Annotated in this window: 14 protein-coding genes; 9 read left to right on the top strand and 5 right to left on the bottom strand. The window is 72.3% G+C overall.

The window, feature by feature from the left end; genetic code table 11:
- The first annotated feature begins 74 nt into the window (after window positions 1-74).
- From ACZ6CL_RS23830 to ACZ6CL_RS23795, 8 genes are all read left to right on the top strand, one after another.
- Entirely contained in the window at window positions 75-482 is a 408-nt protein-coding gene (locus ACZ6CL_RS23830) for a cupin domain-containing protein (RefSeq protein WP_385446916.1), read from the top strand.
- Complete coding sequence (locus ACZ6CL_RS23825; protein ID WP_468938479.1) at window positions 479-1,741, top strand: beta-ketoacyl-[acyl-carrier-protein] synthase family protein; 1,263 nt, start codon at window positions 479-481, stop codon at window positions 1,739-1,741. Before ACZ6CL_RS23830 ends, ACZ6CL_RS23825 begins: the two co-directional genes overlap by 4 nt.
- Entirely contained in the window at window positions 1,738-3,012 is a 1,275-nt protein-coding gene (locus ACZ6CL_RS23820) for a beta-ketoacyl synthase N-terminal-like domain-containing protein (RefSeq protein ID WP_468938476.1), read from the top strand. Before ACZ6CL_RS23825 ends, ACZ6CL_RS23820 begins: the two co-directional genes overlap by 4 nt.
- Entirely contained in the window at window positions 3,012-3,269 is a 258-nt protein-coding gene (locus ACZ6CL_RS23815) for an acyl carrier protein (protein WP_468938473.1), read from the top strand. The genes ACZ6CL_RS23820 and ACZ6CL_RS23815 overlap by 1 nt, the downstream gene beginning before the upstream one ends.
- A 1-nt stretch (window position 3,270) precedes the next feature.
- Window positions 3,271-3,735, top strand: coding sequence for an SRPBCC family protein (locus ACZ6CL_RS23810; RefSeq protein WP_468938471.1), 465 nt, complete (start codon window positions 3,271-3,273; stop codon window positions 3,733-3,735).
- A 5-nt stretch (window positions 3,736-3,740) separates the two neighbouring features.
- A complete protein-coding gene (locus ACZ6CL_RS23805; protein ID WP_468938468.1) occupies window positions 3,741-4,064 on the top strand; it encodes a TcmI family type II polyketide cyclase in 324 nt (107 codons plus the stop codon).
- 341 nt (window positions 4,065-4,405) lie between these two features.
- Complete coding sequence (locus tag ACZ6CL_RS23800; RefSeq protein ID WP_468938465.1) at window positions 4,406-4,984, top strand: hypothetical protein; 579 nt, start codon at window positions 4,406-4,408, stop codon at window positions 4,982-4,984.
- A 108-nt stretch (window positions 4,985-5,092) separates the two neighbouring features.
- Complete coding sequence (locus ACZ6CL_RS23795; protein WP_468938845.1) at window positions 5,093-5,821, top strand: class F sortase; 729 nt, start codon at window positions 5,093-5,095, stop codon at window positions 5,819-5,821.
- A gap of 71 nt (window positions 5,822-5,892) precedes the next feature.
- On the opposite strand, the gene ACZ6CL_RS23790 is transcribed toward ACZ6CL_RS23795, so the two are convergent.
- From ACZ6CL_RS23790 to ACZ6CL_RS23770, 5 genes are all read right to left on the bottom strand, one after another.
- On the bottom strand, window positions 5,893-6,939 hold the full coding sequence (locus ACZ6CL_RS23790; protein WP_468938462.1) for a methyltransferase: 1,047 nt from the start codon (window positions 6,937-6,939) through the stop codon (window positions 5,893-5,895).
- 1 nt (window position 6,940) lies between these two features.
- On the bottom strand, window positions 6,941-8,005 hold the full coding sequence (locus ACZ6CL_RS23785; protein WP_468938461.1) for a right-handed parallel beta-helix repeat-containing protein: 1,065 nt from the start codon (window positions 8,003-8,005) through the stop codon (window positions 6,941-6,943).
- Window positions 8,006-8,078: 73 nt separating this feature from the next.
- Window positions 8,079-9,155: an MBL fold metallo-hydrolase gene (locus tag ACZ6CL_RS23780; protein ID WP_468938458.1), complete on the bottom strand. Its 1,077-nt coding sequence runs from the start codon at window positions 9,153-9,155 to the stop codon at window positions 8,079-8,081.
- A gap of 28 nt (window positions 9,156-9,183) precedes the next feature.
- Entirely contained in the window at window positions 9,184-10,404 is a 1,221-nt protein-coding gene (locus ACZ6CL_RS23775; protein ID WP_468938456.1) for an aminotransferase class I/II-fold pyridoxal phosphate-dependent enzyme, read from the bottom strand.
- A gap of 118 nt (window positions 10,405-10,522) precedes the next feature.
- Complete coding sequence (locus ACZ6CL_RS23770; RefSeq protein WP_468938454.1) at window positions 10,523-11,266, bottom strand: ANTAR domain-containing protein; 744 nt, start codon at window positions 11,264-11,266, stop codon at window positions 10,523-10,525.
- A gap of 115 nt (window positions 11,267-11,381) precedes the next feature.
- On the opposite strand from ACZ6CL_RS23770, the gene ACZ6CL_RS23765 reads away from it, so the two are divergent.
- Window positions 11,382-12,626 carry a PAS domain-containing protein gene (locus ACZ6CL_RS23765; RefSeq protein ID WP_468938452.1) on the top strand — a complete coding sequence of 415 codons (1,245 nt, stop codon included), beginning with the start codon at window positions 11,382-11,384 and terminating at the stop codon, window positions 12,624-12,626.
- The last annotated feature ends 14 nt before the right edge of the window (window positions 12,627-12,640 follow it).

The following is a 12,640-nucleotide window of genomic DNA, read 5'->3' as shown; positions in this document are numbered from 1 at the left end:
TTCCCCACCCCTTCCTTGCGGCCTTCCCAACCTTTATGACCCCATGTCACGTCCCATGTCCGGAGGCACCGATCATGATCACGCAGTCCCCCCACATCGTCGACCTCGCCGACGTCGCTCACAACACGCGGCGCGGCGGCGATCTGCGCGCCATGCTCACCCCGAGCACGGTGGGCGCCACCAGCGGCTTCATGGGCCTGGCCCTCATGCGGCCGGGTGAGCGCATCGGTGAGCACTACCACCCGTACTCCGAGGAGTTCGTGTTCGTCGTCTGCGGCGACCTGGAGGTGGACCTGGACGGGACCGCGCACCAACTGCGCCCCGACCAGGGCCTGCTGATCCCCCGCGACATGCGGCACCGCTTCCGCAACGTCGGTGACACCGAGGCCCGGATGGTCTTCCATCTGGGCCCGCTGGCTCCCCGTCCCGAGCTGGGGCACGTGGACACGGAGGCCACCGAACCTGCCGAGGCGTCATCGTGACGCGACGGGTGGCGATCACCGGGCTCGGCGTGGTCGCACCGGGGGGCGTGGGGGCTCCGGCCTTCTGGGACATGCTCACCGCCGGGCGCACGGCGACGCGCGGCATCACCCTCTTCGACCCGGCGGGGTTCCGTTCGCGGATCGCCGCCGAATGCGACTTCGACCCGGTGGCCGCCGGGCTGACCACGGAGCAGATCGAACGCTCCGACCGGTACGTGCAGTTCGCGCTGGCTGCCTCCATGGAGGCCGTACGGGACGCGGGCCTGGAGACCGGCGGCGAGGGCCAGTGGCGTACGGGGGTGTCGCTGGGCACCGCCGTCGGCGGCACCACCCGGCTGGAGCACGACTACGTCGCGGTCAGCAACAAGGGCGAGTCGTGGAACGTGGACCACCGGCGGGCCGGGCCGCATCTGCACCGGGCGTTCTCACCCAGCGCGCTGGCCTCCGGGGTGGCGGAGCTGATCGGGGCGCAGGGGCCGGTGCAGACCGTCTCGACGGGCTGCACCTCCGGGCTGGACGCGATCGGTTACGGCTTCCAGGCGATCGAGGAGGGCCGTGCCGATGTGTGCGTCGCGGGCGCGGCGGACTCGCCCATCTCCCCCATCACGGTGGCCTGTTTCGACGCGATCAAGGCGACCTCGGCCAACAACGACGACCCCGCGCACGCGTCGCGCCCGTTCGACGCGCGCCGCGACGGCTTCGTGCTGGGCGAGGGCGCCGCCGTGCTCATCCTGGAGGAGCTGGAGCACGCCCGCGCCCGCGGCGCCCGGATCTACTGCGAGATCAGGGGGTTCGCCACCTACGGCAACGCGTACCACATGACCGGGCTGACCCGGGAGGGCCTGGAGATGTCCGAGGCCATCGACCATGCCCTCGGCCACGCCCGGATCAACAGCTCCGACATCGACTACGTCAACGCGCACGGCTCCGGCACCCAGCAGAACGACCGCCACGAGACGGCCGCCGTCAAGCGTTCGCTGGGCGACCACGCGTACCGGACGCCGATGAGTTCGATCAAATCCATGGTGGGGCATTCGCTGGGCGCCATCGGGGCCATCGAGATCGTGGCCTGCACCCTGGCCCTCGCGCACGGCGTCGTGCCACCCACGGCCAACTACGAGAATCCCGACCCCGAGTGCGACCTGGACTACGTACCGCGCACCGCCCGCTCCCTGCCGCTGCGCCATGTGCTCTCGGTGGGCAGCGGGTTCGGCGGCTTCCAGTCCGCGGTGGTGCTCAGTCATGGGGGTGCGTCATGAACGCGACCGTGAAGACGACAGAGAAGACCGCGGCCAGGAAGCACGTCCGGGGCGCGGCGATCACCGGCATGGGGATCGTGGCGCCCAACGGCGTGGGCACGGACGCCTTCTGGAAGGGCGTACGGGAGGGGATCACCTTCCTCGACCGGCTCACCCGCGAGGGCTGTGAGGACTCCCCGCTGCGGGTCGCGGGCCAGGTCCGCGACTTCGAACCGGGATCGGTGATCGAGGAGCGGTATCTCGTCCAGACCGACCGCTTCACCCACTTCGCGATGGCCGCGGCCGAGCTGGCGCTGGACGACGCCCTGCTGCCGCGCCGGGAGATGTCGCCGTACGCGGTGGGCGTGGTGACCGCGTCCGGCTCGGGTGGGGGCGAGTTCGGCCAGCGCGAGCTGCAGCAGCTGTGGGGCAAGGGGCCGCGCTATGTGGGCCCGTACCAGTCCATCGCATGGTTCTACGCGGCCAGCACCGGCCAGATCTCCATCCGTGGCGGGTTCAAGGGCCCGTGCGGGGTGGTGGCCAACGACGAGGCGGGCGGCCTGGACGCGCTCGCGCACGCCTGCCGGTCGATCCGGCACGGGGCGGACGCGATCGTGGTGGGCGCAGCCGAGGCGCCGCTCGCCCCGTACTCGGTGGTCTGCCAGCTGGGGTACGAGGAGATGAGCCTGGCCCGGGACCCGGGCCGGGCCTATCTGCCGTTCACCGCCGACGCCTGCGGCTTCGCGCCGGGCGAGGGCGGGGGGATGCTCATCATCGAGGATGAGGGTGCGGCGCTGCGGCGCGGGGCGCGGGTGCGCGGCCGCGTCCTCGGCCACGGCGCGACCTTCACCGGCCCCTCGAACTGGGAGCGGTCCCGGGAGGGCCTGGCGCAGGCCATCCGCGTCGCGCTGGCCGAGGCCGAGTGCGCTCCCGAGGAGATCGACGTGGTGTTCGCGGACGCCCTCGGCATTCCGGAGGCGGACCGCGCCGAGGCGCTGGCGATCGCCGACGCGCTGGGCGCCCATGGCAAGCGGGTGCCGGTGACCGCCCCCAAGACCGGTTTCGGCCGGGCGTACTGCGCGGCTCCGGTGCTGGACGTGGCGGCCGCGCTGCTCGCCATGGAACACCGCGTCGTGCCGCCCACCCCGTACGTCACCGACGTATGCCATGACCTCGACCTGGTCACCGGCAGTTCCCGCGCCGCCCGGCCGCGGACCGCGCTGGTGCTGAGCCGGGGGCTCATGGGTTGCAACGCGGCGCTCGTGCTCCGCGGTCCGGAAGGAGATATGTGATGTCCAGTCAACTGTCCTACGGGGACCTGGCCTCGCTCATGAAGCGCTGCGCGGGACTGACCGTCGACCCGGAGCTGATGCGCACCCGGCCCAACTCCACGTTCGAGGAGTACGGGCTGGACTCGCTCGGTCTGCTCGCGATCGTCGGCGAGCTGGAGAACAACTACGGCACCCCGATCGAGCCCGGCGCCGAGAGCGCCAAGACCCCCGGCGACTTCCTCGACGTCATCAACACCTCACTCACCACGGGAGCCTGAGATGACCGGCCACACCGACAACGAGATCCTGATCAAGGCCCCTCTGGACCTGGTCTGGGACATGACGAACGACCTGGAGAACTGGCCGAGCCTGTTCAGCGAGTACGCGTCGCTGGAGGTGCTCCAGCGGAACGGCGACACCACCACCTTCCGGCTGACCATGCACCCCGACGAGAACGGCAAGGTCTGGAGCTGGGTCTCCGAGCGCGAGACGGCCCGCGACGTCCGGACCGTCTGGGCGCGCCGGGTGGAGACCGGGCCGTTCGCCTTCATGAACATCCGCTGGGAGTACGAGGAGGAGTCCGAGGGCACCCGCATGCGCTGGACCCAGGACTTCGAGATGAAGCCGGAAGCGCCGGTCGACGACGCCGGAATGACCGAGCACATCAACCGAAACTCCAAAATCCAGATGGAGCTGATCCGGGACAAGATCGAGCAGCGCGCCCGTGCGCGGGTGGAGGCGTGAGGAAAATGCACCGCGAACTGATCGTGGCCCGGATGAAGGAGAATGCGGCGCAGGACATAGCCGCCGTCTTCGACGAGTCGGACCGCCATGGAGAACTGCCGCATCTGATAGGTGTGCGCGGTCGGAGTCTGTTCCAGTTCGGCGATGTGTATCTGCATCTGATCGAGGCCGACCAGCCGCCGGGACCCGAGGTCGCGCGGATGGCCGGCCATCCGGAGTTCCGCGCCATCAGCGAACGCCTCTCGGCGTACGTACAGGCCTACGACCCGGCGACCTGGCGCGAGCCGAAGGACGCCATGGCGAACGAGTTCTACCGCTGGGAGCGCTGAGAGACCGGGCCGGGCGAGGGCCCGGCCCGCTTCATTCCGACGGGCTTTTTTCGAACCGGCTGCCGCATCCGCGCGGAAGCCGGTTCCGGCGTTACAGGGAAAGGCGTCCGCCCGTCCCGAAAAGCCTGTCGGACAATCAGGTGAATAACCATCAGCCCGTTCGCGCGGCAGAAGAGTGATCAAGGGTCCGAACTCCACTCGGAGGGCTTACATCCGTCCGATTTGCTGGCCGCGTCAGGTGGCAGCGGGGCTCCTCTTCGCTGACGGTGGTTAAGACGCCGACGCGATCCCTTTGTCTGGCAAATGGTCAGTAATCGCGCCGGTGCCGGAAGGAATGACTCATGCGATCTACTCGCGCACTCTTCGCCGGGGCGGCGATTGCCGCCACCCTGACCCTGGGCGCCCCCGCCGCCGCGTTCGCTGCCGACGTCTCGGACCCGGGCGGTCACGGCGGGTACTCGAGCAGCCAGGAGTCCTCCGAGGACGGCTACGGTCAGAGCGGCAGCTCCTGGAAGGACAAGGACAAGGACCCGAAGGAAGAGCACGGGAAGGAAGAGCCCGCGAAGGAAGACCCCTCGAAGGGCAAGGACGAGGACCCCAGCCACCACGACGACTGGTCGGGCAGCGACCCCTCCAAGGGCAAGGACGAGGACCCCAGCGAGCACGACTGGTCCGGCAGCGACCCCTCCAAGGGCAAGGACGAGGACCCCAGCGAGCACGACTGGTCGGGCAAGAAGGGCGACTGGGACGGCGGTTCCTGGAAGAGCCACGACAAGCCGAAGGGTGGCGTCCACACCGGTGGTGGCGGCATGGCCACCACGGGCAGCGGCATGGCCGCCGGTTCGGTTCTGCTCCTCGGTGGGCTCGGCGCCGGCGCCTACGCCCTGCGTCGCCGCAAGCCGTCCGGCACCGCGATCTGAGCCTGACGCTTCTGATTCACCCCGTGCTGCCGTGGCACCACCGCTCGCTTCGGCGGAGGTGCCACGGCAGCGCCACGAACGGGCGCTGTGAGAAAGGCGGACACCCGCATGGGCAAACAGGGCAAGCAGGGCGGTACTGACAGCAACACCCGCACGCTCCGATGGGCCGCGGCCGCGGCGCTCATCGGTGTCTTCCTGATCTACAACTCGGTCGACGCGTCCTCCCAGTCCTCCCCGGTGGCACCGGCCACGCCCGCGGCCACCGCCTCCGACGCGGACTCCCAGCCGGAGACGGCGGAGGTCCCCCCGGCGGAACGGCCCGACGCGCAGTCGCCGGCGGCCAAGCCCGCCTCCCGGCCCGGGCCCGCGCTGCCCCGGTCGGCCCCGAACCGGCTGGACATCCCCTCGATCGGCGTGAGCGCCCCGTTCACCGCGCTGTCGCTCGACCGCCAGGGCACGCTGATCCCGCCGCCCGACACCGACAACAATCTCGTCGGCTGGTACCAGGCCGGCCCCTCCCCCGGTGAGCGCGGCAACGCCATCGTGGCCGGGCACGTGGACACCAAAATTGGCCCCGCGGTGTTCTCCCTGCTCAACACCCTGAAGGCGGGCAGCAAGGTGACCGTCGCCCGCGACGACGGCATCCTCGCCACGTTCGTCGTCGACAAGGTGCGGACGTACAAGAAGAAGGACTTCCCCGACCGGCAGGTGTACGGGGACACCAACGACGCCCAGCTGCGCGTGATCACCTGCGGCGGTGCGTACGACCACACCGCGAAGGACTACACGGCGAACGTGGTGGCCTACGCCCACCTCACCTCGTTCCGCTGGGCCTGAGCCCCCACACGTCAGAACAACGAAGGTGCCCGCGGACGCGGGCACCTTCGCCGTATTCCGGGCACCGGCGGCTAGCCGGGCACCGTGCTCTCGATGGCGTGCAGGTACGAGTTGACGGGGCGGCTCTCGGTGACGTTCAGCCCGGCCTCGGTCATCCGCGCCACCAGGCTGTCCGTGGTGTGCTTGCGGCCGCCCACGTTGAGCAGCAGGAACAGGTCCATGGCCGTGGTGAACGAGGAGCGGCTGTTGTCGATGAGGTTCTCGATGACGAGGACCCGGGCACCCGGCCGCGCGGCCGCGACCACGTTGGCGAGGGTGCGACGGGTGTTCTCGTCGTTCCATTCCAGGATGTTCTTGATGATGTAGAGATCGGCCTGGACCGGGATCTCCCGGCGGCAGTCGCCCGGCACCAGCGTGGCCCGGTCGGCCAGCGCCCCGCCGTCCCGCAGCCGGGGGTCGGCGCCCGCCACCACCTGCGGCAGGTCCAGCAGGGTGCCGCGCAGATCGGGGCGCTTCTCCAGGAGGCTGGCCAGCACATGGCCCTGGCCGCCGCCGATGTCGGCGACCTCCTTGATGCCGTCGAGGTCGATGAAGGCCGCTACCTCGGCCGCCGACTGGCGGCTCGAGGTGGTCATCGCCCGGTCGAAGACCTCGGCCGACTCGGGCGCGTCCTCGTGGAGATAGGTGAAGAAGTCCTTGCCGTAGAGGTCGTTGAAGACGATGCCGCCGGAGCGCACCGCCCGGTCGAGCCGCGGCCAGGCCTCCCAGGTCCACGGCTCGGTGCACCACAGCGAGATGTACCGCAGGCTGCGCGGGGCGTCCTCGCGCAGCAGCCGGGACATGTCGGTGTGGACGAAGCGGCCGTCGTCGGTCTCGGCGAAGATCCCGCAGCAGGCCAGGGCACGCAGCAGACGGCACAGCGGGTCGGGTTCGGCGTCCACCGTGGCGGCGAGTTCGCCGATGGAGGTGGGCTCCTCCCCCAGCGCGTCGGCGACGCGCAGCCGGGCGGCGGCGCGTACGGCGGCGGCCCGGGCGGCGCCGAAGGCGATCTCCCGCAGCTGCATGGCCGCCTCGGGCACGGCCGCGCTGTCGGGGGCCGGGGTGACGGTGGTGGTCATCTCAGCACCGGCCGGTGGGCACCGACAGCGTGCAGACGTTGCCGGTGAAGGTGTTGCCGGGGCCCTTGTCCCGGTCGGCCATGTCGGCGGGCTTGTTGCCGGTCAGCACGTTGCGGCTGATGGCGTTCTGGCTGTTGGCGACGCCGACGACGCTCTTGAACAGCACGATGCCGCCGGACATGGGCGAGGTGCCGACGTTGTTGTGCACCTGGTTGCCGGTCACCCGGGTGGTGTCGGTGCCGGTGAGCACGATGCCCGCGCCCTGGATGAACGGCAGCCGGGCGTTGGGCGCGCAGTAGGCGTTGTTCGCCTGGACGGCGTTGTGGGCCACCGTCAGGTCCCCGGCGCGCGGCTTGGACTCGTCACCCACGACGAACACGCCGCCGCAGTTGCCCGAGACGGTGTTCTGCTCGACGGTCAGGTTCCGCAGCCTGCGCACCACGACGCCGATCCGGTTGCCGGTCAGCCGGTTCTCGGCGACCCGGGTGCCCTTGGCGTCGGTGGCGCCGCCCTCGACGTCGACGGTGTTCGCGAGGAAGATGCCCGATTCCTTGTTGTTGCGGGAGATGTTGCGGAGGAAGGTCCCGCGGGTGGACAGCTGCTGGCCGATGCCCTGCTGTCCGTTCTTCTCGGCGAGGGTGTTGCGTACGTCCATCCGGACGGTCTGGGAGCCCCAGATGCCGTTCTTGGGGAAGCCGGTGACGGTCAGCGAGCGGATCCGGACATCTTTGACGCGGCGCTGAGCCGTACCGGTGACGCAGATGCCGTGGCCGGCCTTGCCGCAGGCGTTGGCCGACGCCTTGTCGGGCGCGGTGAGGACGGTCGTCCGGCCCACGCCGCGCAGGGTCAGGCTCTTGGTGATCTGGACGTTCTCCCGGTAGACACCGGCCCGCAGCTGGATGGTGTCGCCGGGCCGGGCCGCCTTCACCGCGGCCTGGATCGACTGACCCGGCTTCACGGTGTGCACGGTGGGGGCCGGAGCGGCGTGGGCGCCCGGCAGCTGGGTGAGTTCGATGGCGAGGGCGGCCGTGAGGCCCGCGAGGTAGCGAAGCTTGAGTGTGCGCATGAACAGGAAGTTATGAGCGACTTTCACCACTCGCCACTTATACCCCTCCTTGTTACGTACGCCCCTCTCGTCGCTACTCCAGCACCCGGGAGCCGCCGACCGGCAGGTCCCACAGCTCCTCGCGGGGACGGCCGGTCGCCTCGAAGGCGGCCCGGACCCGGTGCAGGGGCTCCAGCGGCGGTTCGGCGGACAGCAGGAACGTCGACCAGTGCATGGGGACGAGCGTCCGCGCCCCGAGATCCTGATACGCCCGTACGGCCTCATCGGGATCGGTGTGCACCGCCCGCAGCATCCAGCGCGGGTCGTACGCGCCGATCGGCAGCAGCGCCAGGTCGATGCCCGGGTAGCGGTGGCCGATCTCCCGGAACCAGTGGCCGTATCCGGTGTCGCCCGCGAAGTACACCCGCTGCCCGTCGGGCGCGGTGACGACCCATCCGCCCCACAGCGAGCGGCAGGTGTCGGTCAGGGTGCGCTTGCTCCAGTGGTGCGCGGGGACGAAGTCGAAGCGGACCGGTCCGCCCGCGCCCGGCAGTTCGGCCGCCTCCCACCAGTCCAGCTCGGTCACCCGGGTGAACCGGCGCGCCCGGAACCACCCGGCGAGACCGGCCGGGACGAACAGCGGCGTGGCCCGGGGCAGCCGCTTGAGGGTGGGGGCGTCGAGGTGGTCGTAGTGGTTGTGGCTGATGACCACCGCGTCGACGGGCGGCAGATCCTCCCAGCGCACCCCGGGCGGGGTGACCCGGGCCGGGGTGCCCAGGATCCGGCGCGCCCAGACCGGGTCGGTGAGCACGGTCAACCCGCCGATCCGCAGCACCCAACTCGCATGCCCCGCCCAGGTCAGCGCCGTCTGCGCGGGGCCGGTCGGCGGCAGCGGGCCCGGCGCGAAGGGCAGCTCCGGGATCTGGCGCAGCGTCTCGACCGGCGGCCGCAGCCGCCCCTCGCGGGCCAGCCGGGCGAGGGCGCGCACCCCGGGCAGCGGGGAGGTGAGCCGGTGAACGAACGACCGCGGCCAGGTACGGACCTCGCCGAGCGGGCGCGGGGCGGGCAGCGGCGGGGCCGCGTCAAGGGACGGACGCGCCCGGGCCGGGAGCGGCAGCCGGGACGTACCGCTCCCCCCGCCCGCCTCGGTGGGTTCGGCCTGGTCGGTCATGGGGTGCGCTCCCTTCGCGGTCGGCCGGTCACGGCGCCCCGGCCCGGACGAGGTCCCGGAAGGCCGCTTCGAAGGCGGTCAACTCCTCCGCCACGGAGGGGAGTTCCAGCGGATCCGGGGCGGCCAGCGCGGCGAGCCGCTGCTCGTCCGCGGCCCCCAGCAGCGGCAGCGTCGACAGCCGGACCCGCAGGGTGTGCGGCGGGTCGCCGAACCGGTGGCCGCCCGCCACCGCCGGGCCGAGCCGCCGGGCCAGCTCGCGCTCCACCTCCACCGAATCGGTGAGCGAGCGGGCGGCCAGCACCCCGCGCAGCTCGTCGAGGTCCGCGTACAGCTGGCGCCCGGCCTGCGGCGGGCGGCAGAGCGCGCCGACGGCGGTCAGCGCCCGGTACGCCGCGGCCGCCACCGCCCCGTGCGCGCGGGCCGCGGCGGCCATCCGGATGCGGACCGGCTCGGGCTCGGTGAGCGCGTACGCGGCGGCCGCGGAGACCGGCGCGGGCAGCCCGGCCCGTACGGCGGTGAGCGTGGACAGCACCCGGGCGCGCAGCTCGTCCCCGCGCTCGGTGGCCGGGAACCGGGCCACCGCGGCGGGCCAGCCGACCGGGGTGAAGGCGCCCGCGAGGTCGGTGAGCACGACCACGTCCTCAGGTGCCATCTCGGCGGGGCTCAGCAGCACCGTGCCGTGCGGATGGTGCACGGTGTCCCGCCAGGTCTCGTCGCTCACGATCAGCAGCCCCTCGGCCAACGCCGCCTCACAGACCTCGTGCAGCAGCTCGGGCGGGGCCACGGTGCCGGTCGGGTCGTCGGCGACGGACAGCAGCAGGACGCTCGGCACCCCGCCCTCAGCCCGGACCCGGCGGACGGTCTCCAGTAGCGCGAACGGATCGGGCAGCCCGCCGCACTCGGCCGGGACCGGGGCGTGGTGGCCGCGCCGGTCCACCAGCCGCACCAGGGGCTCGTACCAAGCGGCGCAGGGGCGGGGCAGCAGGACGTCACCGCCGGGGGCCGAGGCGAGCAGCGCGAGCAGCAGCGGTTCGGCGCCGGGGGCGGCCACCACGTGCGCCGGGTCGGTCCACAGCCCGCGCCGCGCCCAGTAGCCGCAGGCGGCCGAGCGCAGGTCGGCGGAGCCGCCGACGGGCTCCGGCACGACCCGGTCCGCGGCCGCCGCGAAGCACGCGGTCAGCTCCGGGAGGACCGGCAGCCCGCCGTCGTCCCGGTCGGCCGGGGCCGGTGCGGTCCACTGCCGTCGCATTCGTCCACACCTTTCGTGCGTGCACAGGTGCACGTGTGTGCGCATGTGTGCCGACGCTGTCCACCTTCGCAGATCGGCGGGGGCGGCGGCGCGGGACGACACTCAGCCGATGGGACGGTCAGGAGGCGCCGTCCTGGTTCATGGCGATCAGCTGGCGCTCCAGGCCGCGGCCACGGGTCCGCACGACCGTCTCGGCCAGCTCCACCAGCTTCCGGTTCGTCCGCTGCGAGGTCCGGCGCAGCAGGTCGAACGCGCGGTCGGCGTCGCAGCCCAATACGTACATCACGATCCCGCACGCCTGGTCCACCACCGGGCGCGACCGCAGCGCCGCGTCCAGCTGGTCCACCTGGACGAGGGCGGCCTGGTAGAGGCGGTCCTTGGCCAGGCTCTCGGTCGCGAGGTCGCCGAGCAGCTCGGTGGTGCCCTGGGCCGCCTTCTCCAGGGGGCCGGGGCGCAGCCCGTAGACGGAGATCGTCACCGACAGCCCGTCGCATTCGAACGGCAGCGTCGCGCTGGACCGCACCCCCGCGTCCAGCGCCCGGGCCCGGAAGCGCGGCCAGCGCAGATCGTGCAGCAGATCGTCGGCGCCCGCCGGGCGGCCGGTGTCCAGGGCGGCCAGGATCGGGCCCTCACCCGACAGCATCTGCACCGACACCAGCGCCGAGAGGTCGGGGTGGGTGGCGGCGGTCGTGCGGTCGTCCTCCGCGTCGCCGGGCGCGTCCTGGGGAAGGAGCGCCGTGGCGGTGGCCCCGCAGCTGGCCGGAGTGCACGAGGCGGCCTGTTCCGCCAGCTCCGCGAGACCCCGGCCGAGCGAGGGGGCGTCGGTCTGACACTGCGGACGACTGTACGAGCGTTCCGGCATCGCCGATTCCGGTCCTTTCCTTCAGCAGAGGTCCTTTTCGTTCGGCTTCCCGCTGCCTTGCGCGGAAAACAACACCCGGCCGGTGCGCCGTGTCCGGTCCGGTTACCGTATGCGCATGTCCCGGGCGCAGGATTTTGGTGCGGAACTCACGGATTTCCGCAGACGTGTCGATGAATTGCGAACGGCGAGGGCGCTGCCTTCGCAAGAGCGGCTGTCCCTGCTGGACGCCGCTCTTTTTGAGCTTCAGCACGTGGTGGACGTGCTGTGGCCGCGCTACGAGGAGCTGGCCGCGGCCAGCCGGGTCCCCCGGAGAGGCCGGGCCGACCCGCATGAGCAGCAGCTGCTGCGCGCCCTCTTCCAGCGCCTGCCGATCCCCGTCGTTTTGCTGGACCGGGAGTCCGTCGTACGGCGTATGAACTTCGCCGCGACCCAGCTGTTCAACACCCGCGCCGGATACGCCACCGGCCGTCCCCTGACCTCGTCGCTCCGCCGCGACGGTCAGGCGGCGCTGCGTTCGCAGGTCGCGGCCGTGGCACGGGGGGAGGGCGGGCGCAGTCTGACCGTGCGTCTGTCGCAGCCGGAGCCGGACGGCTCGGTGCGGGTGACGTTGGCGGCGCTGCGCCCGCCGGGCGAGCCGCACCCCGCGGTACTGGCCGCGTTCCAGCCCGAGCGGGGCGTCCCGGCGGTCGCCTCCTCGGCCACGCTCCCGGTGCCGAGGGCCGCCGGAGGGGACAGCGGAAGCGAGGGGAACGGGAGCCTCGGGAAGGACGCCGCCGACGGGCTGGCCGCGCAGCCGGATCTGGACGAGGTGACGCGCCACGCCGAACTGCTGGACCTGGTCGACGACATGGCGACGGCGCTGCTGCGGGTCACCCTCGCGGGCGGCGGCCCGGAGGACGTGCTCGGGCGGGCGGCGGAGCTGCTGCACGGCCGGTTCGCGGACTGGGTGATCGCCGACCTGGCCCCGGACGGCGACGACGCGCCGCGCCGGACGGCGGCCCTCGGCCCGCCGCAGGCGGCCGGGGACCGTACGGCGTCGCTGGCCGCGCAGGACCCGGCGGACTGCCCGCTGGTGGTCGACGCCCTGGACGACGGGGTGTCGGCCCTGCGGGTGAGCCCGCCCGACGCGAACGCCTTCGGCCGGGACGCCACGGGCGCGCCCGTGCTCGTCCGGGAGGAGGTCACCTCGCTGCTCTGCATCCCGCTGCGGGTCTCCCCCACGTCCCCGGTGCTCGGCGCGCTCACGCTGTTCCGTACGGGCGGGCGCAGGGCCTTCGAGATGGCGGAGGCGGGGGCGGCGGACCGCGTCTCCCGCCACATCGCCCTGGCCCTCAGCCGCCCCCGGGTCCGGGAGGCCTGAGGGGCGGGCAGGAC

It is taken from the genome of Streptomyces sp. NPDC041200, assembly GCF_055591805.1.
The sequence above is the reverse complement of the archived record's forward strand: the minus strand, read 5'-3'. Positions and strand labels throughout refer to the sequence as shown.

What these genes read in the sequence shown, in the direction of transcription:
- ACZ6CL_RS23785 (WP_468938461.1), bottom strand. Translation starts at nt 8,005, where the DNA reads ATGCGCACACTCAAGCTTCGCTACCTCGCGGGCCTCACGGCCGCCCTC.
- ACZ6CL_RS23800 (WP_468938465.1), top strand. Translation starts at nt 4,406, where the DNA reads ATGCGATCTACTCGCGCACTCTTCGCCGGGGCGGCGATTGCCGCCACC.
- ACZ6CL_RS23790 (WP_468938462.1), bottom strand. Translation starts at nt 6,939, where the DNA reads ATGACCACCACCGTCACCCCGGCCCCCGACAGCGCGGCCGTGCCCGAG.
- ACZ6CL_RS23820 (WP_468938476.1), top strand. Translation starts at nt 1,738, where the DNA reads ATGAACGCGACCGTGAAGACGACAGAGAAGACCGCGGCCAGGAAGCAC.
- ACZ6CL_RS23765 (WP_468938452.1), top strand. Translation starts at nt 11,382, where the DNA reads ATGTCCCGGGCGCAGGATTTTGGTGCGGAACTCACGGATTTCCGCAGA.
- ACZ6CL_RS23810 (WP_468938471.1), top strand. Translation starts at nt 3,271, where the DNA reads ATGACCGGCCACACCGACAACGAGATCCTGATCAAGGCCCCTCTGGAC.
- ACZ6CL_RS23805 (WP_468938468.1), top strand. Translation starts at nt 3,741, where the DNA reads ATGCACCGCGAACTGATCGTGGCCCGGATGAAGGAGAATGCGGCGCAG.
- ACZ6CL_RS23830 (WP_385446916.1), top strand. Translation starts at nt 75, where the DNA reads ATGATCACGCAGTCCCCCCACATCGTCGACCTCGCCGACGTCGCTCAC.
- ACZ6CL_RS23780 (WP_468938458.1), bottom strand. Translation starts at nt 9,155, where the DNA reads ATGACCGACCAGGCCGAACCCACCGAGGCGGGCGGGGGGAGCGGTACG.
- ACZ6CL_RS23770 (WP_468938454.1), bottom strand. Translation starts at nt 11,266, where the DNA reads ATGCCGGAACGCTCGTACAGTCGTCCGCAGTGTCAGACCGACGCCCCC.
- ACZ6CL_RS23795 (WP_468938845.1), top strand. Translation starts at nt 5,093, where the DNA reads ATGGGCAAACAGGGCAAGCAGGGCGGTACTGACAGCAACACCCGCACG.
- ACZ6CL_RS23775 (WP_468938456.1), bottom strand. Translation starts at nt 10,404, where the DNA reads ATGCGACGGCAGTGGACCGCACCGGCCCCGGCCGACCGGGACGACGGC.
- ACZ6CL_RS23815 (WP_468938473.1), top strand. Translation starts at nt 3,012, where the DNA reads ATGTCCAGTCAACTGTCCTACGGGGACCTGGCCTCGCTCATGAAGCGC.